This window comes from Oceanihabitans sp. IOP_32, from assembly GCF_009498295.1.
In the GTDB taxonomy this organism is placed as follows: domain Bacteria; phylum Bacteroidota; class Bacteroidia; order Flavobacteriales; family Flavobacteriaceae; genus Wocania; species Wocania indica.
The window spans coordinates 2668252-2690329 of sequence record NZ_CP040813.1; the positions used below are offsets into that span (position 1 = coordinate 2668252).

General features: G+C 35.6%; 22 protein-coding genes and 1 pseudogene. 15 read left to right on the plus strand and 8 right to left on the minus strand.

Annotation, left to right across the window (positions count from 1 at the left end; translation table 11 throughout):
* Nucleotides 1-15: 15 nt before the first annotated feature.
* The gene (locus FEZ18_RS11130; RefSeq protein WP_153268389.1) at nt 16-1086 is read left to right on the plus strand and encodes a response regulator; all 1071 of its coding nucleotides are present in this window, start codon (nt 16-18) and stop codon (nt 1084-1086) included.
* 14 nt (nt 1087-1100) lie between these two features.
* The gene (locus FEZ18_RS11135; protein WP_153268390.1) at nt 1101-2108 is read left to right on the plus strand and encodes an AI-2E family transporter; all 1008 of its coding nucleotides are present in this window, start codon (nt 1101-1103) and stop codon (nt 2106-2108) included.
* Nucleotides 2109-3050: 942 nt separating this feature from the next.
* Here FEZ18_RS11135 and FEZ18_RS11140 read toward each other — a convergent pair.
* Entirely contained in the window at nt 3051-3380 is a 330-nt protein-coding gene (locus FEZ18_RS11140) for a YtxH domain-containing protein (protein WP_153268391.1), read from the minus strand.
* Nucleotides 3381-3585: 205 nt separating this feature from the next.
* On the opposite strand from FEZ18_RS11140, the gene FEZ18_RS11145 reads away from it, so the two are divergent.
* Entirely contained in the window at nt 3586-4080 is a 495-nt protein-coding gene (locus FEZ18_RS11145; RefSeq protein ID WP_153268392.1) for a hypothetical protein, read from the plus strand.
* 286 nt (nt 4081-4366) lie between these two features.
* Here the strand turns inward: FEZ18_RS11145 and FEZ18_RS11150 are convergent, their stop codons facing one another.
* The 3 genes from FEZ18_RS11150 to FEZ18_RS11160 all read right to left on the minus strand — a co-directional run bounded on the left by FEZ18_RS11150 (nt 4367) and on the right by FEZ18_RS11160 (nt 7779).
* Nucleotides 4367-5506, minus strand: coding sequence for a hypothetical protein (locus FEZ18_RS11150; RefSeq protein ID WP_153268393.1), 1140 nt, complete (start codon nt 5504-5506; stop codon nt 4367-4369).
* 594 nt (nt 5507-6100) lie between these two features.
* Nucleotides 6101-6550 carry a DUF2267 domain-containing protein gene (locus FEZ18_RS11155; protein WP_153268394.1) on the minus strand — a complete coding sequence of 150 codons (450 nt, stop codon included), beginning with the start codon at nt 6548-6550 and terminating at the stop codon, nt 6101-6103.
* A gap of 374 nt (nt 6551-6924) precedes the next feature.
* Entirely contained in the window at nt 6925-7779 is an 855-nt protein-coding gene (locus FEZ18_RS11160) for a flagellar motor protein MotB (RefSeq protein WP_153268395.1), read from the minus strand.
* Between the two features lie 369 nt (nt 7780-8148).
* On the opposite strand from FEZ18_RS11160, the gene FEZ18_RS11165 reads away from it, so the two are divergent.
* From FEZ18_RS11165 to FEZ18_RS11200, 8 genes and pseudogenes are all read left to right on the plus strand, one after another.
* Nucleotides 8149-8352 carry a dodecin family protein gene (locus FEZ18_RS11165; protein ID WP_153268396.1) on the plus strand — a complete coding sequence of 68 codons (204 nt, stop codon included), beginning with the start codon at nt 8149-8151 and terminating at the stop codon, nt 8350-8352.
* A 156-nt stretch (nt 8353-8508) separates the two neighbouring features.
* The gene (locus tag FEZ18_RS11170; RefSeq protein WP_153268397.1) at nt 8509-9177 is read left to right on the plus strand and encodes a carboxymuconolactone decarboxylase family protein; all 669 of its coding nucleotides are present in this window, start codon (nt 8509-8511) and stop codon (nt 9175-9177) included.
* Between the two features lie 45 nt (nt 9178-9222).
* Nucleotides 9223-9669, plus strand: coding sequence for an OsmC family protein (locus FEZ18_RS11175; RefSeq protein ID WP_153268398.1), 447 nt, complete (start codon nt 9223-9225; stop codon nt 9667-9669).
* Between the two features lie 26 nt (nt 9670-9695).
* A complete protein-coding gene (locus tag FEZ18_RS11180) occupies nt 9696-9986 on the plus strand; it encodes a DUF2141 domain-containing protein (RefSeq protein ID WP_153268399.1) in 291 nt (96 codons plus the stop codon).
* A 14-nt stretch (nt 9987-10000) separates the two neighbouring features.
* A protein-coding gene (locus FEZ18_RS11185) for an IS3 family transposase (RefSeq protein WP_410505112.1) occupies nt 10001-11160 on the plus strand; the annotation gives its coding sequence in 2 pieces (ribosomal slippage) (nt 10001-10232 and nt 10232-11160; 1161 coding nt in all).
* A 37-nt stretch (nt 11161-11197) separates the two neighbouring features.
* Nucleotides 11198-11362 (plus strand): annotated as a pseudogene (locus tag FEZ18_RS14995) (DUF2141 domain-containing protein); the annotation flags it as partial.
* A gap of 87 nt (nt 11363-11449) precedes the next feature.
* A complete protein-coding gene (locus FEZ18_RS11195) occupies nt 11450-12076 on the plus strand; it encodes a class I SAM-dependent methyltransferase (protein ID WP_153268401.1) in 627 nt (208 codons plus the stop codon).
* A gap of 281 nt (nt 12077-12357) precedes the next feature.
* Nucleotides 12358-12756, plus strand: coding sequence for a DUF2784 domain-containing protein (locus FEZ18_RS11200; RefSeq protein WP_153268402.1), 399 nt, complete (start codon nt 12358-12360; stop codon nt 12754-12756).
* Between the two features lie 164 nt (nt 12757-12920).
* On the opposite strand, the gene FEZ18_RS11205 is transcribed toward FEZ18_RS11200, so the two are convergent.
* On the minus strand, nt 12921-14081 hold the full coding sequence (locus tag FEZ18_RS11205; protein WP_153268403.1) for an RtcB family protein: 1161 nt from the start codon (nt 14079-14081) through the stop codon (nt 12921-12923).
* A gap of 818 nt (nt 14082-14899) precedes the next feature.
* Nucleotides 14900-15313: a hypothetical protein gene (locus FEZ18_RS11210; RefSeq protein ID WP_153268404.1), complete on the minus strand. Its 414-nt coding sequence runs from the start codon at nt 15311-15313 to the stop codon at nt 14900-14902.
* Nucleotides 15314-15850: 537 nt separating this feature from the next.
* On the opposite strand from FEZ18_RS11210, the gene FEZ18_RS11215 reads away from it, so the two are divergent.
* Nucleotides 15851-16453, plus strand: coding sequence for a tyrosine-type recombinase/integrase (locus FEZ18_RS11215; RefSeq protein ID WP_228122749.1), 603 nt, complete (start codon nt 15851-15853; stop codon nt 16451-16453).
* Between the two features lie 2 nt (nt 16454-16455).
* Entirely contained in the window at nt 16456-17589 is a 1134-nt protein-coding gene (locus tag FEZ18_RS11220; protein WP_153268406.1) for an IS91 family transposase, read from the plus strand.
* 287 nt (nt 17590-17876) lie between these two features.
* On the opposite strand, the gene FEZ18_RS11225 is transcribed toward FEZ18_RS11220, so the two are convergent.
* A complete protein-coding gene (locus FEZ18_RS11225; RefSeq protein WP_153268407.1) occupies nt 17877-18878 on the minus strand; it encodes a DUF262 domain-containing protein in 1002 nt (333 codons plus the stop codon).
* Nucleotides 18871-19482 carry a hypothetical protein gene (locus tag FEZ18_RS11230; protein WP_153268408.1) on the minus strand — a complete coding sequence of 204 codons (612 nt, stop codon included), beginning with the start codon at nt 19480-19482 and terminating at the stop codon, nt 18871-18873. The genes FEZ18_RS11225 and FEZ18_RS11230 overlap by 8 nt, the downstream gene beginning before the upstream one ends.
* 593 nt (nt 19483-20075) lie before the next feature.
* Here FEZ18_RS11230 and FEZ18_RS11235 point away from each other — a divergent pair.
* Together FEZ18_RS11235 and FEZ18_RS11240 are read left to right on the plus strand one after the other, a co-directional pair.
* On the plus strand, nt 20076-20678 hold the full coding sequence (locus tag FEZ18_RS11235) for a tyrosine-type recombinase/integrase (protein WP_228122749.1): 603 nt from the start codon (nt 20076-20078) through the stop codon (nt 20676-20678).
* A 2-nt stretch (nt 20679-20680) separates the two neighbouring features.
* The gene (locus FEZ18_RS11240; protein WP_153268409.1) at nt 20681-21814 is read left to right on the plus strand and encodes an IS91 family transposase; all 1134 of its coding nucleotides are present in this window, start codon (nt 20681-20683) and stop codon (nt 21812-21814) included.
* Nucleotides 21815-22078: the final 264 nt, after the last annotated feature.

Here is a 22078-nt window from a genome sequence, read left to right on the forward strand (position 1 = left end):
ACAAAATAATTTGTGATGAAAAAAGTACTGATAATTGAAGACAATGATGATGTTCGCGAAAACACTGCCGATATTCTTGAGCTTGCAAATTATGCCGTAAATACTGCTCAAAATGGTAAAGCTGGTGTAGAAAAGGCTATAGAACTGCTTCCTGATGTGATTATTTGCGATATTATGATGCCAGAACTCGATGGTTATGAAGTTTTACAAGAATTAAATAAACATTCGAAAACCGCTAGCATTCCTTTTATTTTTTTAACGGCAAAAACAGACAAATCGGACGTGCGAAAAGGGATGAATTTGGGAGCAGACGATTATTTAACCAAACCCTTTACAGAAAACGAATTGTTAGACGCTTTAAACAGCCGTTTAAAAAAACATGATTTTTTAAAAAGAGAATATTCTCAAACCATAGAGGGGGTTTCTCAGTTTATTGAAGCGGCCTCTAATTATTTAAATATAGACCATTTGTCTAAAAAATATGTGCCACAAAAATTTAAAAAAAAGACGATACTTTTTAGAGAGGGAAATACCGCAAATGCCTTATATTATATACAAAGTGGTACAGTAAAGACTTATAAAACCACAGAAAAAGGGAAAGAATTTATAACCGGCTTGTTTAGTGCAGGCCATTTTGTGGGGCAATTATCATTGTTGTCGGATTACGGAAGTTATATAGAATCTGCGGCAACCCTCGATGATGTCGAACTTTACGAAATACCAAAATCAGATTTTACAAGCCTAATTCAAACCAATAAAGATGTTGCTAACAAGTTTGTGAGTCTCATTTCTAATACTTTGGTAGATGTGCAAAAACACATGGTGAATGTGGCGTATGCTTCAGTTAGGCAGCGTGCTGCAAAAGCGCTGTTGGATATTCATAATAAGCGCATTTTGCTCAATAACGAAGCCGTAGGTATAAGCATAACAAGAGAAGATTTTGCTTGTCTTATTGGTACAGCCACAGAAACTGCTATAAGAATGTTAACCGAATTTAAAGAAGAAGGTTTAATATCTATTGGTAGTGCTAGAAAAATAATAATTGAGGATATAGAGACGCTTGAGAATTTGGCTTTATTCGGATAACACTAATTTTTTTTATGACACATATTAAACCTAAAATAATCCGTCAGATTTTTGTGTTATTATTAATAATACTCACGGGCAGTTTAATTTTTATCGAAATAAGACCTTACTTAACTGGGGTTTTAGGCGCGCTTACATTTTATATTTTGCTAAGAAATTTAATGAAAAAGTTGACGTCTAATTACAAATGGAAACGGTCGTTGGCAGCGATAACGCTATTGCTTGGTTCTTTTGTTATTATACTAATTCCGCTGGGTGGTTTTGGATTAATTTTAGGAAACAAAATCTCAGACGTCGCTCGCAATAGTGCCAAGGTTATTCATGCTCTTAAAGACCTTATTGAAAATTTAGAAACCAAAATAGGGGTCGATATTAATGCTCAAATCGACACCCAAGCGGTGACCACTTTTTTATCAGGACGTTTACAAAATGTGGCAGGTAGCACCTTTAATATGTTTATAGCCATAGGTTTAATGTATTTTATATTATACTTTATGCTTATAAACCGTGAAAAAATAAGACAATCTTTCACAGATTATATTCCAATGAGCGCAAAGAATATAGACGATATTGGTAGGGAAGTGCAGTCTATGGTCAAATCTAACGCAATAGGTATTCCGTTAGTTGCCTTAGCTCAAGGGATAGTGGCGCTTATCGGATTTATAATTTTTAGTATCGAAGACCCCATTTTTTGGTTTGCTATTACAACCATTGGCTCATTAATTCCCTTTGTTGGTATATCGATTGGTATTGTACCTGTTTTTTTACTCACTTTATCTCAAGGCGACACTTTTCAAGCTTGGGGTATTTTAATTTACGGCACGGCCATAGTTGGCGCTACCGATAATCTTTTAAGGTTATATATACTTAAAAAGATAGATAATGTACATCCGCTAATTACACTTATTGGGGTGCTTGTTGGTGTTCCCTTATTTGGATTTATTGGCGTAATATTCGGGCCTTTATTAGTTAGTGTTTTTATCGTATTACTTAAAATTTACAAAGCAGAATATGGTAATTAATTTATAAATTATTCGAAGATTATGTCTTTAAGTTTACACTGTTATACCAATATAGTTTTGAATTGTCGTTTTGTTAATTTGGTATGAGATTCCCTTGGGGAGGCCGAACTCATTTTTACTATTTTAGGTGGGCAGAACATAGAATTTTGGGTTTTAACCCGAAAAGGTTAAAATGAAGTCTACCGAATACTTTAATGACCCTGCCCAAAGAATAGTTGTTTATAAAACCCTCTGTTTAAATCAGTAATCTGACATCTATTGGTGCACCGTTACTAATGTTTTTAAATCACTAGTGTCCGATTAAAAATATTATAATGCTGTCCATCCTTTTAAAATTAAGAACTTTGCACGTTTTTTAAAATGTCACCTTGCTTATTTGAAATAATTATTAAGATTTAAAGGAACTATTTTGTTAATTTAAAGTACTTCTGTTTATCAGTAAGTTAGAATCAAGTCTTGGTTCTTATGTCTATTAGCGAAGCGGTCTTATGTCTTTTGTCGGACATTAATGTTTTTAAATTTTATCTGAATAAAAAATAGATCAAATTCAGGGCTTAACTTTTAATAACTACTGTAGTGTATTTTGATTAAAAATGAATTATTAAGAGCTTCTCAATCACAGAACTTGTTGGTTTGTTTTCGCGAGAATAACAATAGTATTAACAATAATAATACAAAAGACCTCTCAGGTTTTTAACACACCTGAGAGGTCTGAGTAATGCTTAAGATTTAAGATGATTAAAACATGGTGTATGATTTAAAAATTTATGGCAATCTAAAGGTATTGTTTTAAGACTATTTTAGATTTAAACAAAAACCACCAACCTCGTATTTACTTTAAAGGAAAGCAAAAATCGCTATGGCTTGAACAAAATAACAATTTGAGCTAAACTCCAATAAACGTTTTTTTACATGTGAAAGGGCCAAAATGTAATCTAGAAACTATTTTTGAAATTGCGCATTTTTCTTTTTGAGATCTTCTAGCTTAGCTTCCAGAGAGGTAATAATATCTTCTGCTTTATAGCTCATGCTAGAAATGGTCTCATCTAGTTTTTTATCAAAATCCTCTTTTTTTTCGTTTGCAGATCTGGTAAGTTCGTCTTTAGCTTGTTTTAATCTATCAGAAATTTCCTGTGTAGTATCTGTTACCGTATGTTTTATTTTATTTCTAGTTTCACTCCCTTTGTTTGGCGCAAATAAAATACCTAGTCCAGATCCAATGGCTGCGCCTGCTAAAAATGATACAAATAAATTTCCTTTATTGTTTTCCATGGTATTAATTATTTAAGTTAAAAATATTTTATTAGCGTAAAGATACCGAGAGATTTTACGTTTTAAAATGATGTAGATCAGTTGGTCTTGGTTTGTTATTTTTTTTATTATGCAAAGTACTTTTATGTTTGACCTAGGTCATTTACAATGTTTATGGATTGGATTATCTTGGATTACATTTGATTTTTTAATAATTTTTTAAACCATGCCAACCAGTCAAAATACAAAGCGAAAACAAGTTTATCTTAATAGTTTTAAAAGCCTTTCTCAATTAGAGAGCGCTGTAAAACGTTTAAAAAAAGATTATACCGACGACTTTCAGATTTCAATTCTTGGAAAAGTTGCCCAATTTTGTAACGATAAAAACTTGGTGGTGTTAAAAGATATCTCTGTTTTAAAGACCTATTGGAAAGATTTGATGGGTACTAAGAAATTTGGAGACTTCTATAGCCCCGAAATAGGATATGTTTTTATTGTAGGGTCTTTAGTACCCACGTTTCTTCATAAAATAAACGGAAAACCTTTGGCGGCACTTTCTTCTGGATCTTACGGAATTTTTCGGGGCATTGGCTTATCGGAAACTCAAGCAGCGTCTTATATGGAACTATTAAATACTGGTCATTATTTATTAATTTTAAGAGGATTTGAAGCTACTATACAAGAATTAAAAAAATACAGTAGTACTATCGAAAATTCTTAATTTTAAACGATTAAACCTGAGGTCTTGATAAAATTAATTTTAAAAAAAATCTTGTAAACAACGGCTTTTGTGGTCGTGTATTATTTTAGGTTGTCAATTAGCTTATCAAATCTACTATCCAAACCAACACTAAAATCTGTTGTTATAGATTTTTCATTTAAAAACAGGCTAAAAATGCTTGCAGACTCGCGAATTTTGAGCTTCTTCCATGGTTGTTTTTCAGGGTTTTAATCGTTTTATATCGCGAATGAAAATCCATACCATAAATATTGTTGTGATTTCTGCTTTATTTTTCAATTATCCATTCAGATTTGATGTTTAAACTGTCATTTGAGATTACCCTAACGATGGCATTGTATGTATATGCAGACACCCAATCTTTGCCTCGCATAGGTTGCCAACATTTTTTTGGTTCGAACTTTATTAAAATGTTCTCATTTTCCTTTTTTACAGTATATTCTCCACCAATAATGCCCTCAATATTATCGACGCCAAGACTAAATTTACCGTTTACTTCTGTATTATTTTTCATTGCTGATATTAAAGGGAAAGATGGTGAAAAACGGTAGGTAGATTTATGGTTGTTTGCATTATATGTGATTGATTTTATTTCTTGAAAGCCGGAATTGTCAAAGAGTTCATAGACAATATCATCAGTTTTATGCTCAATTTTAAAGTTAGCATTTCGTTCTTCATTCCAAAAAAACGCTAAAGGATTTAATGAGTAAACCACTTTAAAGCACTTTTCACCCTCTACTTTTATTGGAACTTTTGTAATCTGCATTGGTTTATCGTCTATCTTAAAATCAATTTCTGTGTTTTCAATAGGAATAAAACCAGCATTACTCAAGAATATAAACGGAAACCTTTTAACTTCATTCAAGTCGGCACCTATTGTAGCAAGAAATGCATATCGCTTTAAAGTTGTCTGATTTTCTTTTAACTTAATTTTTATGTGTTCGCCTGTTTTAATCTTAACATCAAAAGTAACAGCTAAGCCTTGTTTAGTATCCTCAAAAGTGAAATCAAAATCTTGAGTCTCTGCTATTACCCAGTCAAAATTGGGTTTTAAATACTTCTTATCGAGTGTTACATCAGGATTGATGTAGTTTTCAACTTTCCCATTGTGATAAAAGACAACAACAAATGCACCTTTTTTATCTTTTTGAACAACCAATTCTACCGTTTTAATTGTTGGGTGGTTATTGATATGAATAAGTATGAGTTTTCCAAAGTCTGTATGTCCAAAATTAAATGGACTAATAAAAATCTTTTCTGCATTAGTATCATAAATATCAGACGAGGTTATGCCTTGGTTTAAATACGTATTTGTATCCACAGCACTGGACTCTAATTCAATATTACATCCTGTAAAGCTTATAATTATAGAAATAAGGATTGGTATTAGTAATTTAGAGTTTTTCATAATCGTCATTAATTAATCATATTCATGATGTTTGTAACTACGGGGCACAACTACGATTTATATTTTTAAAATAGCTATAAAAAAAGAAACGAGAAGTTTAAACTTCTCGTTTCTTGAAGCGTTTGTAGCATTTACTGCTTCTTAATTGTTTGGAGTGAACTATTTCCACACCATATAAAATTAAATTTTAGGTCTATGCTAACCGCTTCATACTAGTTACACTTGTTAAACTGCGAATAACAAATGTTTTAAGATAGTCTGGGACGTTATTATGTCCCAGACTAAGGTTGCAAACTATTCTTTTAGTAGGATTAGGGATTACATACACTTATAAAAAGTCAACGTAGAAACGCTTAAACCTTATTAAGAATGTTTTGCTATTTAGGGCTGGTGCTTGTTCTCACACCCAGAACCTATGTTTTTTTCAAAGAACACTAGTGTCTTTATTTATAGTGCTAACTTACAGTGTTTTATAGTTTTTAGAAATGACCTAGGTCAGTTTAAGTACTTTTTTTTACTAAAAACAATTTTTAATATAAATAAGAGCAAATTTGTCTGATGAAAAGGCTTGTTTCATCCATTTAAAGTCAGAAATTATTTAAAACTATAGTTGTAAAAAAGTCTTTTAAGTTGTTTTGGTAGTTGACCTATTACGTCTTCCATTTGACCGCTACTTACATAATTGCGCAGCATTTTAAATGTAGAAAATACATCGTCTTCGGCAATTTCGTTAGAGTAAAAATCTGCTGAAGCTGTGGTTCCACTAATAGATCTTAGTAGTTCGATAAAATCGTCCATGTTTTTCACTTTTTCCTTTTTTGTTTTTATGGTCCAGCCGTTAACATAAACAGCTTTTAAAAACATAGGAAGTTGTGCGATTAATTGTAGAGACTCTTCCGTGGTTATCATTTCACGTAAACCGTGAAGAACGGTACTTAAAATTCTGCCAGCTTTGTCGTAATCTCCTGTAAGACGTAATTCTTTAGCGTAGGCTTTCATGAATGTATTTCCTTCTGCTGCGTATTGATTAAAATTTAGAGCCATGGTATATGTTTTTTAAATTAAACGTTTGTTTTAAGTGTTTTTACAAATTATTTTTAATTGGTAAACTGTTTAGAAAAGCAACTGGAAGACGAAACTTCTAGGGTCTTTATGCATTCAATTACCTGTAATAGATTAACTAACCATAAGTTCTGTAAAACGCGGTTCTAAAGCTAATTAATTGTATTAGACATACTGATTACCTTCTTTTTTTAGCTTTTTTATGGTATGGTGACATCGAAAAGCTTATCTCATCAATAGCTAATTTTAATGATATTTAGGCGAGCCCAACCTTAGAGCAAATCTCCTGATTTGGTTTAGCGCGTATTTGTACTCGTTATTAAAACTATTAGATTATTCTTATTGTATTTTCAATTTTATTTGGTTGTGGTTGGTGGCTCCAATAGCTCAAAAAACTGATCTAATTTAGGAAGAATGACAATCTCGGTTCTACGGTTTATGGCACGTCCTTGAGCAGTTTCGTTGGTTGTTTTTGGGACATATTCTGATCGTCCTCCAGCAGTCATTCTGCTTGGGTCTACAGCAAATTTTGTTTGCATTAATCGCACAACTGATGTCGCCCTTTTTGCACTTAAATCCCAATTGTCTGCCATACATTCTGTAGAAATAGGAACGGTATCGGTATGCCCTTCCACAAGAATATCTAGGTCTTTGTGGTCGTTAATTATTTGAGCTATTTTTCCTAATACCTCTTCAGCTCGTGTACTTATTCTATAACTTCCAGATCTAAAAAGCATTTTATCTGAAATAGAAACATAAACCACACCTTTTTTAACTTCAATAGCAATGTCTTCATCATCAAAATTATCTAAAGACCGTTTTAAGTTCATAACCAAAGCTAGGTTAATAGAATCTTTTCTTTGCATTGAGCTGGTTAAATCTTTTATGTATTTGTTTTGTTCGTTTAATGCTTCTAAAGATTTTTTAATACTTTCTGCACCAGATTTACTAACCACAGAAAGATCAGATAAGCGCTCTAATAAATTGGTATTAGTACTCTTAAAGTATTCCATCTGTTGGCTCAGGTTTTTGGTTTTATTTTTTTCGTTTGCCAAATTAGATTCTAGTATCAAACGTTCGTTATTACAAGCTTTTAGCTCGGTTTCGTACGATTCAGATTTATTTTGAAGTTCGGTGTATTTTTTCTGACTTACACAGGATGATAACAAAACTACAAATAGTAGTAAGGTTATTAATTTTAAGTTTTTCATCTTTTTTAATTTTTAAGTTTGTAATTAATGGTCTAATTGAATTGTTAATATGCCGAAATCGAATTTTTATTCAATGGACTAGATTTTTATCCCTCATTTGTTTTTCAGCTTTATTGATATGCGCTATGCCTGGTAATAGGGCGTCTGGATTAAAGGATATTTTGCATCTAAAAATTTCAATTTATTTGAATTATTTAAGGCCAGTATTCATGCTTTTAGTCTTTTATCAAAACCAAAGATACTTAGATGTTCTATGTGTTAAAATGATGTGGGTCAGTACATTATTGTTTTTAAGACTGATTTAAATCATTTTGAGAGATGTTAATATGGCGTAACTTTGGGTTATATTCATTTTAAATAAACAAAATTATGTCAGTATTAAAAGTAATAGAAGTACTAGGAAATTCTCCCGTAAGTTTTGATGATGCGGTTAAAAATGTGGTAAAAGAAGCCTCTAAAACCGTAAAAAACATCAAATCTGTGTATGTGAAAGATATGCAGGCAAAAGTTGAAGACAATAAGGTTACCCAGTTTAGGGTAACAACCAAAGTTTGTTTTCTAATTGAGGATTAGTGATAATGGAAAGGTAATCTAGGAAAAGGATTCACAAAAAATAAAGTAGCGACATTTTATTTTCTGTGAATCCTTTTCCTGTTTCCAATAGTTTTATTCCCACTTAAAAAAAATCAATAATAAGCGATTAGTAATATTGATACATTTTATCTAAAAATGAAAACCGACATAAACCTATCAGAATTTATTAGCTCTAGAAACGAATTCAAAAAAAGGTTCAGTTTATGGGAAATGTACCGCGCTTTTATGTACATCCCAAGAGCTGTGGTAAAACTAATGGGTAATGCTAAAAGTAAATTAGTAGATAACGATTTATTAAAGCGTTTGCAATTGGCCGTTACCGAAGTAAATGGCTGTCCAGCCTGTTCGTATGCACATACTAAAATGGCTTTGCACCAAGGAATGAGTGGCGAAGAAATAAGTAGTTTTTTAAGTGGCGAAGATCATTTAATAAAACCAGAAGAAGCTAAGGCAATTATGTTTGCCCAGCATTTTGCAGATGCCAGAGGTTATCCTAAAAAATATGCCTACGATGCGCTTGTAAAAGCATATGGCACAAAAGAAGCACGCATCATGCTCTCTTCCATCCAAATCATGATTGCGGGCAATATGTATGGCATTCCGTATAGTGCCTTTCAGGCAAGGCTTAAAGGGAATCCGTATAAAGATAGTTCACTGTTTTTTGAATTGGGTATACTAATAACAGGTCTTATTTTATTGCCCATGGCATGTGTTCATGGTGTTTTAAGAGCTTTGGTTGGGTTGTCGAATATAAGATTAGATGAAAGCCATACTGATGAGAATGCGGGTTTTAGTGTTAAATAAATTCAATTTGTTGATATGAAATCATAGAACTTAAAAAGTTAAAAAATGAAAGACAAAAAAAACATTTCCGTTAAATGGACAGAGAAATTACAGTTTATAGCAACAAACGATAGAACAGATGCTAAAATTGACATTGGAATAAAAGGCGAAGGACAAAAAGAAGAAATCCAAGGTACAGAACCAAAACATGTGTTCCTGCAAGGATTGGCAGGATGTTCAGCAGGAGCAATTATTTTCCTGTTACAAAAAATGAGAGCAGAAGCACCAACTGGTTTTAAAATGGATGTATCAGGAACATTAACAACAGAGCACCCCATGGTTTTTGAAACCATTGATATCACCTATCATTTTGAAGGAAATACAGATGTAGAAATGATTAAGAAAGTAATAACTATGAGTGAAGAAAAATATTGTGGTTTAACCTATATGTTAGCCCAAATAGCTAAAGTAAATATTATGATAACGCTTAATGGTAAAGCTATTAAGAGGTAATTTCATTTTAATTAAAAACAAGAAACATGTACATCTTACTCTTATATTTTACGCTTTTAACGGGTTTTATTTCAAACAAAAATCCGCAATTAACTATTAAAATTGAAAACATCGAGGTGCTTGAAGGCGATATTAGAATTGGTATGTTTAATGCAAGCGAAAAGTTTTTAAAACAAGGTTTATCCTTTAAAAATTATATAATAGCTGTAGAAAACACTACCGAAACCATAATTATTGACGATTTACCAGAAGGAGATTACGCATTTATACTGTACCATGGAATGTCTAGTTTTGTTGGTACGTTTTTAAGTGAATAAATTAACTTAGCAAAATGGGTAGAATAGTTTATGATCAAAGTTTTAAAAAAACCTTAGTAGAATTGTTAAATTCAGGTAAATCTGTAAAGGATCTCACGAAAGAGTTTGGGGTTAGTCAAGCTTCCATCCATAGATGGGACAAAGAGTTTAATACAACAACTTCACAAGATAACAGCCAATCAGAAATGCTTAAAATTAAGGCCTTAGAAAAGGAATTAAAGGATGTAAAGTTAGAGCGTGATATATTAAAAAAGGCGGTAAGCATCTTTTCCAAGAGCGACAAGTAATATACCGGTTTATTAAACTTAATACTGGTCTATTTCCTGTTGAAAAGATGTGTAAGTGCATGAGAGTTAGTAAAAATAGCTATTACACTTGGCTACGTGTTGGACAATATAAAGGTCAGAAAAGTTCTGTTTCTCATTTAAAATCAAGGGTTATAGCTATTTTTAACGATAGCAAACAAATTTATGGCAGTTTACGTATCCAAAAATCATTGGAACGTGAGGGCATTGTTTACTCAAGGTCCTATATCGCTTTAATTATGAAATCACTGGGTTTAAGGAGCGTACTAAGCAAAAAGTTTAGAGTTTGTACAACCGACTCTAATCATACTTTTGCTCTAGCAGACAATATGCTAAACAGAAACTTTAAAAGCACAAAGTTAGGCGAAAAATGGGTTTCAGACATTACCTACATAAAAGTTGGTGGTCAATGGAATTACCTTACAACTATTTTAGATTTAGCAGATAGAAAAATAGTATCCTGGGTATTGACTGAAAATATGGATACTGAAAACACCGTTTACAAAGCTTGGTTACAAGCTAGAAAGAATAGGGATATAACTAACAATCATATTTTTCATTCCGATAGAGGCGTACAATATGCGTCGAATAAAATGACCAGCGTTTTAAACTCTAGTAAGAAAATAACGCAAAGTATGAGCAGGAAAGGGAACTGCTGGGATAACGCTGTTGCAGAGAGCCTATTTAAAACAATAAAATACGAATGTACAAATAGATATGTTTTCAATTACTATTTAGACGCTTACAAAGTTATTGAACAGTACATTAAATGGTATAATTGTAAAAGACTTCATTCCGCTTTAGACTATAAATCTCCAATGGAAATGGAAGCAGAATTAATAATGAAAAACAATAAAAATGTAGCTTAAAAAATAGTACCAAATTTATTAGGTAGTCCACCACGATAAAAACGCCGATGGTAAAATGAATCGGAATTTAATTGGAATCCCCAAAGAACCTTTTGGGTTTTCAAATAATATGAAACCCAAATTTGCAAAACCTACTTTCGAGGAATGTAAATTTTCATTGACAGAGAATATTGAGCTACAAATTAAGCTAGGTTATTATTAATAGATAATACAAACCAAAGATAACGACCAATAAAAGATTTTTAAATTTAGGTAATCGAGTATGTTTTTTACTTATAAACAAATTACAATGAAAAACAAAATAAAGGTTTTTGACGAAAATGCATTGGATTATGATAATTGGTTCGAACGGCATAACACTGCTTTTCAAACGGAATTATTAGCCATTAAGCAAGCCATTCCACTTCATAAAAAGGGAATTGAAATTGGCGTGGGCACAGGGCGGTTTGCAGAATATTTTGGTATAACAGATGGTGTAGAACCTTCTGAAAATATGACACAGATAGCTGAGCAACGAGGCATTAAAGTAATAAAAGCTGTTGCCGAAGACTTGCCTATAAAAAGCGAGTCGTTCGATTTTGCATTATTAGTAACCACGGTTTGTTTTCTGAATGATATACCCAAAGCATTTTCTGAAATTCGTAGGATATTAAAACCAAAAGGAGAAATTATTGTCGCAATTATAGATAAAAATAGTGCTTTGGGAAAAAAGTATGAAGCAAAAAAAGCCAAAAATAAATTCTACAAAGATGCCCATTTTCATTCTACAGAAGACATAACAGCATGGCTAACTCAAGCTGGCTTTCATAAATTCGAATATTGGCAAACACTTTTTAAGGAAAATAGCGAGCAAATTGAAGAGCCAAAAGAAGGTTTTGGCAAAGGGAGTTTTGTGGTTATAAAAGCACAAAAATAATGTAATTAATAGGTTTAAATTTTGGTCTTAACGTTGTTTACTGTTTTATACCAATTTAACCATATAAAGTCGTAATAAATAGCTTCTTTTTTGCTTACTTTTCATCAAAAATAATTATCGTAACGATGCTATGCTATTTATTTTTCATTTCAATTAATCAAAAAATAATTCAATTTATTTACACGACATTACAAAGTTAAATTGGTATTAGTAGGGGTGAATCTGTGAGAACCATAGGGTTTAATAGTTGGTTTTAGCTATGTTTATCTTAATTTAACACGATGGATTTTTTACTACAAATAGCCAATTACTTTTTATTTGCCTTTCATACCGTATTAATTTTTTTTAATCTGTTTGGTTGGCTTCATCCTAGACTGCGAAAGCTGAATCTAATATCTTTACTCGTTACCTTTGGATCTTGGTTTTTACTGGGTCTATGGCAAGGCTGGGGATACTGTTTTTTAACCGATTGGCATTATCAAATACTTCGAGCTTTGGGAGAAACAAATCTTCCGTCAAGTTATATCGCGTTTTTAGTAGAAAAATTAACTGGTGTAATGCCCAATGCAAAACTGGTAGAGGTTTTCACCTTGGTATTAGCAATAATGGCGTTGTTGTGTTCGCTCGTGGTAAATAGTCGAAATCGGAATCAAAAAAAGGGGAGTTCGCATAATATTTGAATACAGATTCCTGTTAGATATAAACATGAATAGCAGCAAGAAACATTTTATTAGCAATTGCTAATTATATGCATAATTTCGGCTTTCAAAATAGATTTCTAGTAGTGGAGTGCTCACATTATAACGCCATTAACAACACAATAAATCAATTAAACATTTTATTTTTAAGCTTTAATCACAGCTAAGGGTTGAAGTGTGATTTGCACCTCCACCAAATCGGTTTGATTAGCCATAACTTCATCAATGTCTTTGTACGAACTTGGAGCTTCATCCAAATCGCTACGGTTGCGAATGGCGTGAAGTATGCCTTGATCTGATAGAAGGCTTATTTCTTCTTTAAGATTTAAAGTTCTACGAGCCTGGGCTCTGCTCATAACTCTTCCTGCGCCATGCGAACAAGATTCGAAAGACTCAGCATTTCCTTTTCCTTTAACTAAAAACGATTGAGTACCTTGAGAACCAGGAATCATGCCCCATTCGCCTTTACGTGCGCGTGTGGCTCCTTTGCGATGCACGATAACCAATTCACCAAAATGCTCTTCTAAAGCGGCAAAATTGTGAGGTTTATTAATGAAATCGGAAAATTCAACCTCGGGTATAATGTCCATAAAGGCCTGTTTTGTTCGCTCCATCATTAGTTTTCGGTTAGCCAGTGCAAAATGGATACAATAGATCATCTCATTCCAGTAAAGATCGAAATACTCGGAATCTTTAGGAATAAATGCCAAGTCTTTGGGTACGTTTTCATTAAGAGCTTTGTTTTTTTCTTTTGCAATATCGTTATAATGATTTGCTACGGTAAAGCCTATGTTTCTAGATCCCGAATGGATCATAATCCAAATGTAGCCATCCGATCCTTTTTGAATTTCAATAAAATGGTTTCCGCCGCCTAATGTGCCAACTTGATAAAGAGCACTTTCATATTCTTGTTCCACTATGGGCAAATTTCCTTTTTTTATAGGCATCCAAGATTCATCTTGTGGCATTTCATGGTGATTAAAACCAAGTGGGATTGTCTTTCTTATCTCCGACATTATTTTTTTTAGCTCAGGTTTTTCTATATGTGTCAAGTTGGTACGTAACGAGCACATTCCGCAGCCAATATCTACCCCAACTGCATTTGGAACAACAACCGCTTTGGTAGCTAGTATAGCGCCAATTGGCATGCCATAACCTACATGGGTGTCGGGCATTATAGCAATATGCTTAAAGGCAAAAGGTAAATTGGCGAGATTACGTGCTTGTTCTAAGGCTTCTGCTTCTATTTGATCTTCTTCTAACCATAATTTTATAGGTATGCGCTCTGTGGTAATAACAGTTTTCATAGTCTTTCGATTTTTTAGACACTTGTTGGTTGTGTCGAGTTGTAAAACTATGGCTTTGTTTCTATATTTAAAATGATTAGGATCAGCTTAATACGTGCAGCTAATTAACGAATTGGACAATAAGGCTTAAGCTATCATTTGGTCAATAGAATATGTTAAAGAAATAGGAGAGGGGCAGCTTTGGTTTTGATCTTTTTCAGAGATTTCGGCTTATTAAAAATAAATATCATTTTAATACCAGAAAAATTCATTCAAACAGCAAGGTAATAGAACAAAAAAAGTGCTAAACAAGACTTGAATGTTTTATTACAAAATTATTCCAAGGCTTAGCATAATTCCTTTTAGTTGACACCAACTTTCAGATCTTCGTATGGACAAACCGTTGCTGCTTATTGTTTTAAAACTATAACTTAAGTCTGTAACAATTGTAAATCGCTTTTTATTTAGAAGTATTTTATATCCCAATCCAATGTTGAAAATTGTCCCATTATTTTTTCCGTTTTCGATTTTTGCTAACGTTCCGTAGTTTGTAAATACATACGGACTTTAAATGCCATCGTTAAAATAAACTCTTAAGTCCAGGAATCAAAGCAGTAATGAACAAGGAAAAGTAAGTGCTGAATCTGCCATGTTCTTTTAATATTCCAAAGAAAGGGAGGCCAAAAACTCCCAAAACAGAAAAAACCAACCCCTAAAAATCCAATACAAAACAGACCATTCCCCATAAGGGCGAACCGACAAACACCGGTTCAGTCAACACGGCATTCATGTTGGGTCGTACCGACCACACGAATGCTTAGTTATTGTAAGTAGTTTTTTCATTCCGCAAGATTTGATTCTGCGATTCGTTTTTTTGCGTTATTCAAATCGGATTCACTTTCCCAAATATCCACTTTACTATTTTCCACGTAATAGTTTTCAATGAATAAATCAGCAAATTGGTCAGCATTTAATTCAGTTCCGTCATTTTTTGCGATTTCAGAATTCCGTAGCCATAAGTCCTTAATGGCAATTTCAATAGTGTCTGATAAATTCAGCATTTTTTTTATTGTTTTTTTCCAGTCATTAAAGTCAGTCGAAAAAACATTGTCAAGATTCATATTTACAATTAAATCACTTTTTTCAGTCGGCAATTCTTTCAGAGTATCCAATATGAACGCTTTAAAAAACACATTGATATTCAAATCGGTTTTTGGTGGTTCAGGTTTCTTTTTCCAACTGAAAAGTTTCATTGATTATCGTTTTCTTAAATTACTTACAACGTTTTTGTATAAGGAAAGTTGCGTGTTTGTGTGCGAGGATTTTCCGAAGGTAAATCAGAAGCTAGCAAACGAGCAACTAACATTGGTTTAGCTAAAACTAGCAATTTTTTTTATACATTGTTGAACTAAACCTAAAGGTAGCTTCACGAGACAGTTACATCACGATTCACTACCTTTAGGATCAAGGTTTAATCTAATACTCAATATTATGAAAAAAAAAATGACACTCTCATTGAAAGAGCCATTATTTCCGTTCCAGAGTTTGCAATACTCTACCACAAACTCAAGCGCTCCGTTGAGCTCGCTGGCAAAAGCCAGAGCACACTTACCAACTATGCGCGCTGTCTGGCGCACATCGCACTCCATTTTAACTGTAGTCCACTTGAGCTCGATGAGGAACAGATCCTGGACTATCTACACGTTTTAAAGTCACAACATAAGACCCCCTCAGATAGTTTTTTCAAGCATACCGTTTATGGGCTTCGCTATGCTTATCGTGTCTTTGGGATGAAAGAAATGCGGGTCATACTTCCTTCTATTGAACGCCCCAAGAAGCTCCCCGTGGTATTAAACCAAAGGGAGGTAAAAAAACTGCTTCGCACTCCAAGACTGCTCAAGCACCGATTGGTACTTGCCATGCTCTATGGCTGTGGGCTCCGCAATTTTGAACTTCGCAACCTACAACGCAGGGATCTAGATTTTGACAGGAAGTTGCTGCACGTGCGCCAGGGCAAGGGGCGCAAGGATCGCTATGTTCCCTTATCCGAGATACAGATCCGTGGCCTTAAGAAGTACCTACAGGCAGAGAATCCGGTCACTTGGTGCTTTACCGGCAATGATAGAACAGGCAGTCCGGCGCAGCTTTCCTCGCAAGGGATACAGTGGATCGTGCGTGAGGCCCGCAAGCAAAGCGGTATTACAAAGGAGATTACCGCCCATATCCTGCGCCATAGCTATGCCACCCATCTTTTGGAAATGGGTCTGGACATTATGAGCGTGAAGGACCTCTTGGGACACGCAGATATTCAGACCACTCTTATCTACCTCCATGTGGCACAATCAGGTAGGCAAAAGCCGTTCAGTCCGCTGGATAGGCTTTATGGTCAATAGGGATGTGCTGTCCCGATCATGAAGTAGCGCACGTATTGGAGCGCAACAGGGAGCACCTTGCCAATCATTGTGCCAACAGTTGGCAAGTCCGCACCCTGCATGCCCTGCGCAAGTGCCGCACCGCGGCCCTTGGCGGCCACATTGATTGTTGTAATAATCCTGCCTGTTATAAGCTCCATCTTAGCTACAACAGTTGCCGTAACCGTCATTGCCCCAAGTGCCAGGGACACAAGAAGGAAGCATGGATCCAGGCAAGGGAGGCAGATTTATTAAAGGTTTCTTACTTCCACGTGGTCTTTACCCTGCCCTGTGAGCTGAACAGGTTATCTCTGTACGAGCCAAAATTGGTGTACAACCTTTTGTTCACAACGGCCTGGGGCATCGTTAAGGATTTTGGCGCTAATCCCAAGTTCCTGGGTGGCAGGATGGGAATGGTCGCTATACTGCACACTTGGGGGCAGAACCTCTCGTTGCACCCACACCTGCACTGCATTGTCCCGGGAGGTGGGATTACCAAGACTGGCAAATGGAAGAACACCAAGAGCAAGGGAAAGTACCTGTTTCCGGTAAAGGCGATGAGCATAGTTTTTAGGGCTCGGTTTGTTGCTGGGCTGCGCAAAGAGCTGGGAAAATCACAACCCGCTTCATTTTACGAAAGCCTGTTCAAGAACCAGTGGGTGGTCTATTGCAAACGCCCATTCTTTGGGCCTTCACAGGTAGTGGAATATCTAGGGCGCTATACCCATAAAATTGCGATAAGCAACCATCGTATAAAAAGTCTTGAAAGTGGAAACGTACGGTTTATGGTAAAGGATTATCGCCAAGGGGGTAAGAAGTCGGTACTTGCACTATCCGATGCCGAGTTTATCAGGCGTTTTTCATTGCATATCCTGCCCAAAGGGTTTACCCGCATCAGGCACTATGGTATCTTGAGCAGCTATTATAAAAGAACCATAATCCCAGAACTACAAAAAGATCTGGGCAGGCCAGAACTAGCGGAAAAAGTACTTTTAAAGCACCGCAAGTGTCCCAGCTGTAAAAAAGGAAACCTGGTTACCATTGCAACCTTCCCCGCTCGTGGACCACCGAATGGTTGGCGCGAAGAGATCGAGAAACACCTAAACAGACCAATATGAAAAAAACGCAAAACCGACGTAACGGGACTGCTATGGCCAAAACTGAAGAAAACACATCAAAGCAGTAATGAACAAGGAAAAGTAAGTCTTAAATCTGCCATATTCTTTTAATATTCCAAAGAAAGGGAGGTCAAAAACTCCCAAAACAGAAAAAACCAACTCCTAAAAATCCAATCCAAAACAGACCATTCCCCATAAGGGCGAACCGACAAACACCGGTTCAGTCAACACGGCATTCATGTTGGGTCGTACCGACCACACGAATGCTTAGTTATTGTAAAACGTATTTATAGCACGTATTTTCTAAATAATTCAGCACGTGTTACTCTTGAAGTTCTATTATTTGTACCACTATACATACAAGAGTAATAGAGACTAAAATCATTATCTTCTCTTGAACCAGATTTGTTCGCAATAATATTCGATTCAAATTCTATAAGTTTTCTTTTTATTGTATCCATATTTGTTTCATCCAAAATATTCAAGGATTCTATAAATAAAGTAAAAAAGTTACTTTTTCTAAACCATATTGAATCTGCAGGAAGCCTCATTTTATTAATGAAAATAAAGTTTTCTACGAATAAGTTTAAAACTTCTTCACTTCTTTCAAAATGGTCATTGTACTTAATAATCGAGTTTTCAACTTCACCATCAAGTGCAAAGTACCCTTCATTGATATAAGTTGACATTAGTAATAAAATATAGTGTAAATCAGCCATTCTTGATAACTCTGATTCACTAAAAATTGGAAATTCATCCTCTTCAATTCTATTTAAAATCTCTTTTCCTGTACTTATAAATTCTCCATCATAAAGAGCTTGTTGAATTTCAATTTGTTCTAACGAAAACTTCGTTAAATTAATTCTTCTGAAAATTTCTCGTATGGTTTCTGAATCAATATCTCCAATATCTCTAAAAACTACATTATAATTTAAAAAGTCTCTTCTATCTTCTTCATCTAGAGTTTTATATTTCGGTACTTTTTTTCCAAAAGTTTTAGACTTTTCCTCCTCATCTATGTATTCAATTATGGTTGACAGTCTTTGTTGTCCATCTACGATTACTTCAGATGTTAAAATTATTTCCATATCAATACCTTTTTGAGCAATGTATATTTCAGGAAAAGGATAGCCATTTAGAATTGTATCAATAAATTCCTCCTTGTGCTCACTAGTCCAAACGAATTTTCGTTGAAATTCCGGTTGAAGGATGAGCGATTTGTCTTTAACTCTTCTGTAAATTTCCGATATTTTCTTGACGCTTGGCGTACTTGGTATCTGTCTAGCCATCTTGTAAGGTTATTTTTTCATACAATCTTGTAATAGATTGTAAATGATATTTTTTAAAATAATGAATGTTTTTAAATAAGCCTGCACTTACTTTATAGTTTCCTACTTCAGATTTTCCGTTTGAAAGCGTCTTAAAATATTGAAACCAATTTTCTCGTAGTATATCAATATCGAAAGATGAAGGTATTAAGTCTGGTCTCATCCATCCTTTTATGAAGTATGCTAAAAATCGATTGTATTGTTCTAATTCTCCAACAGTGATGTTTTTTTTCAACCTATCAATTTGATATTGATATTCACAAATTGCTTGCTGATATTCTTCATAAAGATTTTCATTAACTATCACTACGTCTATGTCACTTTCTAATGAAAATTTTGTGTTTTTCTCGTAACTGAATCCAAGCTTGCTAGACCCAACTATAGAAATGTCGTTTATTTGAACATTAAATTTTTTCGCGATTTTTTCTCGGAAAGAGTAGTAATTTCCTTCGTTGCCATTAAAAACAAAAGGGATACCGTGGACTAAATTTTTTTCAATAAATCTGGACTTTAGCTCATTTGTTGAGCAAGTCTTTAATTCTTCATTGAATTCTTCTATAGTCATTTGTTTTTTTATATGTTTTACAACGGTTTTGTATATGGCTCGTAGCGTGTAAATTAGTAATTATTTTCGGATTAAGTGCAAGCCAGATTTTTAAATTTTACTATTTATCTTTTTTATTAGAAATCGTCAAATTTAAAAATTTGGCGACTTTGCAAATATGCCTCAACTATGTTCAAGCAACTGATTAGCTATGAGCTATATACGTTGTTGAACTAAACCTAAAGGTAGCTTCACGAGACAGTTACATCACGATTCACTACCTTTAGGATCAAGGTTTAATCTAATACTCAATATTATGAAAAAAAAATGACACTCTCATTGAAAGAGCCATTATTTCCGTTCCAGAGTTTGCAATACTCTACCACAAACTCAAGCGCTCCGTTGAGCTCGCTGGTAAAAGCCAGAGCACACTTACCAACTATGCTCGCTGTCTGGCGCACATCGCACTCCATTTTAACTGTAGTCCACTTGAGCTCGATGAGGAACAGATCCTGGACTATCTACACGTTTTAAAGTCACAACACAAGACCCCCTCAGATAGTTTTTTCAAGCATACCGTTTATGGGCTTCGCTATGCTTATCGTGTCTTTGGGATGAAAGAAATGCGGGTCATACTTCCTTCTATTGAACGCCCCAAGAAGCTCCCCGTGGTATTAAACCAAAGGGAGGTAAAAAAACTGCTTCGCACTCCAAGACTGCTCAAGCACCGATTGGTACTTGCCATGCTCTATGGCTGTGGGCTCCGCAATTTTGAACTTCGCAACCTACAACGCAGGGATCTAGATTTTGACAGGAAGTTGCTGCACGTGCGCCAGGGCAAGGGGCGCAAGGATCGCTATGTTCCCTTATCCGAGATACAGATCCGTGGCCTTAAGAAGTACCTACAGGCAGAGAATCCGGTCACTTGGTGCTTTACTGGCAATGATAGAACAGGCAGTCCGGCGCAGCTTTCCTCGCAAGGGATACAGTGGATCGTGCGTGAGGCCCGCAAGCAAAGCGGTATTACAAAGGAGATTACCGCCCATATCCTGCGCCATAGCTATGCCACCCATCTTTTGGAAATGGGTCTGGACATTATGAGCGTGAAGGACCTCTTGGGACACGCAGATATTCAGACCACTCTTATCTACCTCCATGTGGCACAATCAGGTAGGCAAAAGCCGTTCAGTCCGCTGGATAGGCTTTATGGTCAATAGGGATGTGCTGTCCCGATCATGAAGTAGCGCACGTATTGGAGCGCAACAGGGAGCACCTTGCCAATCATTGTGCCAACAGTTGGCAAGTCCGCACCCTGCATGCCCTGCGCAAGTGCCGCACCGCGGCCCTTGGCGGCCACATTGATTGTTGTAATAATCCTGCCTGTTATAAGCTCCATCTTAGCTACAACAGTTGCCGTAACCGTCATTGCCCCAAGTGCCAGGGACACAAGAAGGAAGCATGGATCCAGGCAAGGGAGGCAGATTTATTAAAGGTTTCTTACTTCCACGTGGTCTTTACCCTGCCCTGTGAGCTGAACAGGTTATCTCTGTACGAGCCAAAATTGGTGTACAACCTTTTGTTCACAACGGCCTGGGGCATCGTTAAGGATTTTGGCGCTAATCCCAAGTTCTTGGGTGGCAGGATGGGAATGGTCGCTATACTGCACACTTGGGGGCAGAACCTCTCGTTGCACCCACACCTGCACTGCATTGTCCCGGGAGGTGGGATTACCAAGACTGGCAAATGGAAGAACACCAAGAGCAAGGGAAAGTACCTGTTTCCGGTAAAGGCGATGAGCATAGTTTTTAGGGCTCGGTTTGTTGCTGGGCTGCGCAAAGAGCTTGGAAAATCACAACCCGCTTCATTTTACGAAAGCCTGTTCAAAAACCAGTGGGTGGTCTATTGCAAACGCCCATTCTTTGGGCCTTCACAGGTAGTGGAATATCTAGGGCGCTATACCCATAAAATTGCGATAAGCAACCATCGTATAAAAAGTCTTGAAAGTGGAAACGTACGGTTTATGGTAAAGGATTATCGCCAAGGGGGTAAGAAGTCGGTACTTGCACTATCCGATGCCGAGTTCATCAGGCGTTTTTCATTGCATATCCTGCCCAAAGGGTTTACCCGCATCCGGCACTATGGTATCTTGAGCAGCTATTATAAAAGAACCTTAATCCCAGAACTACAAAAAGATCTGGGTAGGCCAGAACTAGCGGAAAAAGTACCTTTAAAGCACCGCAAGTGTCCCAGCTGTAAAAAAGGAAACCTGGTTACCATTGCAACCTTCCCCGCTCGTGGACCACCGAATGGTTGGCGCGAACAGATCGAGAAACACCTAAACAGACCAATATGAAAAAAACGCAAAACCGACGTAACGGGACTGCTATGGCCAAAACTGAAGAAAACACATCAAAACAGTAATGAACAAGGAAAAGTAAGTCCTAAATCTGCCATGTTCTTTTAATATTCCAAAGAAAGGGAGGCCAAAACTCCCAAAAACAGAAAAAACCAACTCCTAAAAATCCAATCCAAAACAGACCATTCCCCATAAGGGCGAACCGACAAACACCGGTTCAGTCAACACGGCATTCATGTTGGGTCGTACCGACCACACGAA

What these genes read in the sequence shown, in the direction of transcription:
- FEZ18_RS11130 (WP_153268389.1), top strand. Translation starts at nt 16, where the DNA reads ATGAAAAAAGTACTGATAATTGAAGACAATGATGATGTTCGCGAAAAC.
- FEZ18_RS11135 (WP_153268390.1), top strand. Translation starts at nt 1,101, where the DNA reads ATGACACATATTAAACCTAAAATAATCCGTCAGATTTTTGTGTTATTA.
- FEZ18_RS11140 (WP_153268391.1), bottom strand. Translation starts at nt 3,380, where the DNA reads ATGGAAAACAATAAAGGAAATTTATTTGTATCATTTTTAGCAGGCGCA.
- FEZ18_RS11145 (WP_153268392.1), top strand. Translation starts at nt 3,586, where the DNA reads ATGCCAACCAGTCAAAATACAAAGCGAAAACAAGTTTATCTTAATAGT.
- FEZ18_RS11150 (WP_153268393.1), bottom strand. Translation starts at nt 5,506, where the DNA reads ATGAAAAACTCTAAATTACTAATACCAATCCTTATTTCTATAATTATA.
- FEZ18_RS11155 (WP_153268394.1), bottom strand. Translation starts at nt 6,550, where the DNA reads ATGGCTCTAAATTTTAATCAATACGCAGCAGAAGGAAATACATTCATG.
- FEZ18_RS11160 (WP_153268395.1), bottom strand. Translation starts at nt 7,779, where the DNA reads ATGAAAAACTTAAAATTAATAACCTTACTACTATTTGTAGTTTTGTTA.
- FEZ18_RS11165 (WP_153268396.1), top strand. Translation starts at nt 8,149, where the DNA reads ATGTCAGTATTAAAAGTAATAGAAGTACTAGGAAATTCTCCCGTAAGT.
- FEZ18_RS11170 (WP_153268397.1), top strand. Translation starts at nt 8,509, where the DNA reads ATGAAAACCGACATAAACCTATCAGAATTTATTAGCTCTAGAAACGAA.
- FEZ18_RS11175 (WP_153268398.1), top strand. Translation starts at nt 9,223, where the DNA reads ATGAAAGACAAAAAAAACATTTCCGTTAAATGGACAGAGAAATTACAG.
- FEZ18_RS11180 (WP_153268399.1), top strand. Translation starts at nt 9,696, where the DNA reads ATGTACATCTTACTCTTATATTTTACGCTTTTAACGGGTTTTATTTCA.
- FEZ18_RS11195 (WP_153268401.1), top strand. Translation starts at nt 11,450, where the DNA reads ATGAAAAACAAAATAAAGGTTTTTGACGAAAATGCATTGGATTATGAT.
- FEZ18_RS11200 (WP_153268402.1), top strand. Translation starts at nt 12,358, where the DNA reads ATGGATTTTTTACTACAAATAGCCAATTACTTTTTATTTGCCTTTCAT.
- FEZ18_RS11205 (WP_153268403.1), bottom strand. Translation starts at nt 14,081, where the DNA reads ATGAAAACTGTTATTACCACAGAGCGCATACCTATAAAATTATGGTTA.
- FEZ18_RS11210 (WP_153268404.1), bottom strand. Translation starts at nt 15,313, where the DNA reads ATGAAACTTTTCAGTTGGAAAAAGAAACCTGAACCACCAAAAACCGAT.
- FEZ18_RS11215 (WP_228122749.1), top strand. Translation starts at nt 15,851, where the DNA reads ATGAAAGAAATGCGGGTCATACTTCCTTCTATTGAACGCCCCAAGAAG.
- FEZ18_RS11220 (WP_153268406.1), top strand. Translation starts at nt 16,456, where the DNA reads ATGTGCTGTCCCGATCATGAAGTAGCGCACGTATTGGAGCGCAACAGG.
- FEZ18_RS11225 (WP_153268407.1), bottom strand. Translation starts at nt 18,878, where the DNA reads ATGGCTAGACAGATACCAAGTACGCCAAGCGTCAAGAAAATATCGGAA.
- FEZ18_RS11230 (WP_153268408.1), bottom strand. Translation starts at nt 19,482, where the DNA reads ATGACTATAGAAGAATTCAATGAAGAATTAAAGACTTGCTCAACAAAT.
- FEZ18_RS11235 (WP_228122749.1), top strand. Translation starts at nt 20,076, where the DNA reads ATGAAAGAAATGCGGGTCATACTTCCTTCTATTGAACGCCCCAAGAAG.
- FEZ18_RS11240 (WP_153268409.1), top strand. Translation starts at nt 20,681, where the DNA reads ATGTGCTGTCCCGATCATGAAGTAGCGCACGTATTGGAGCGCAACAGG.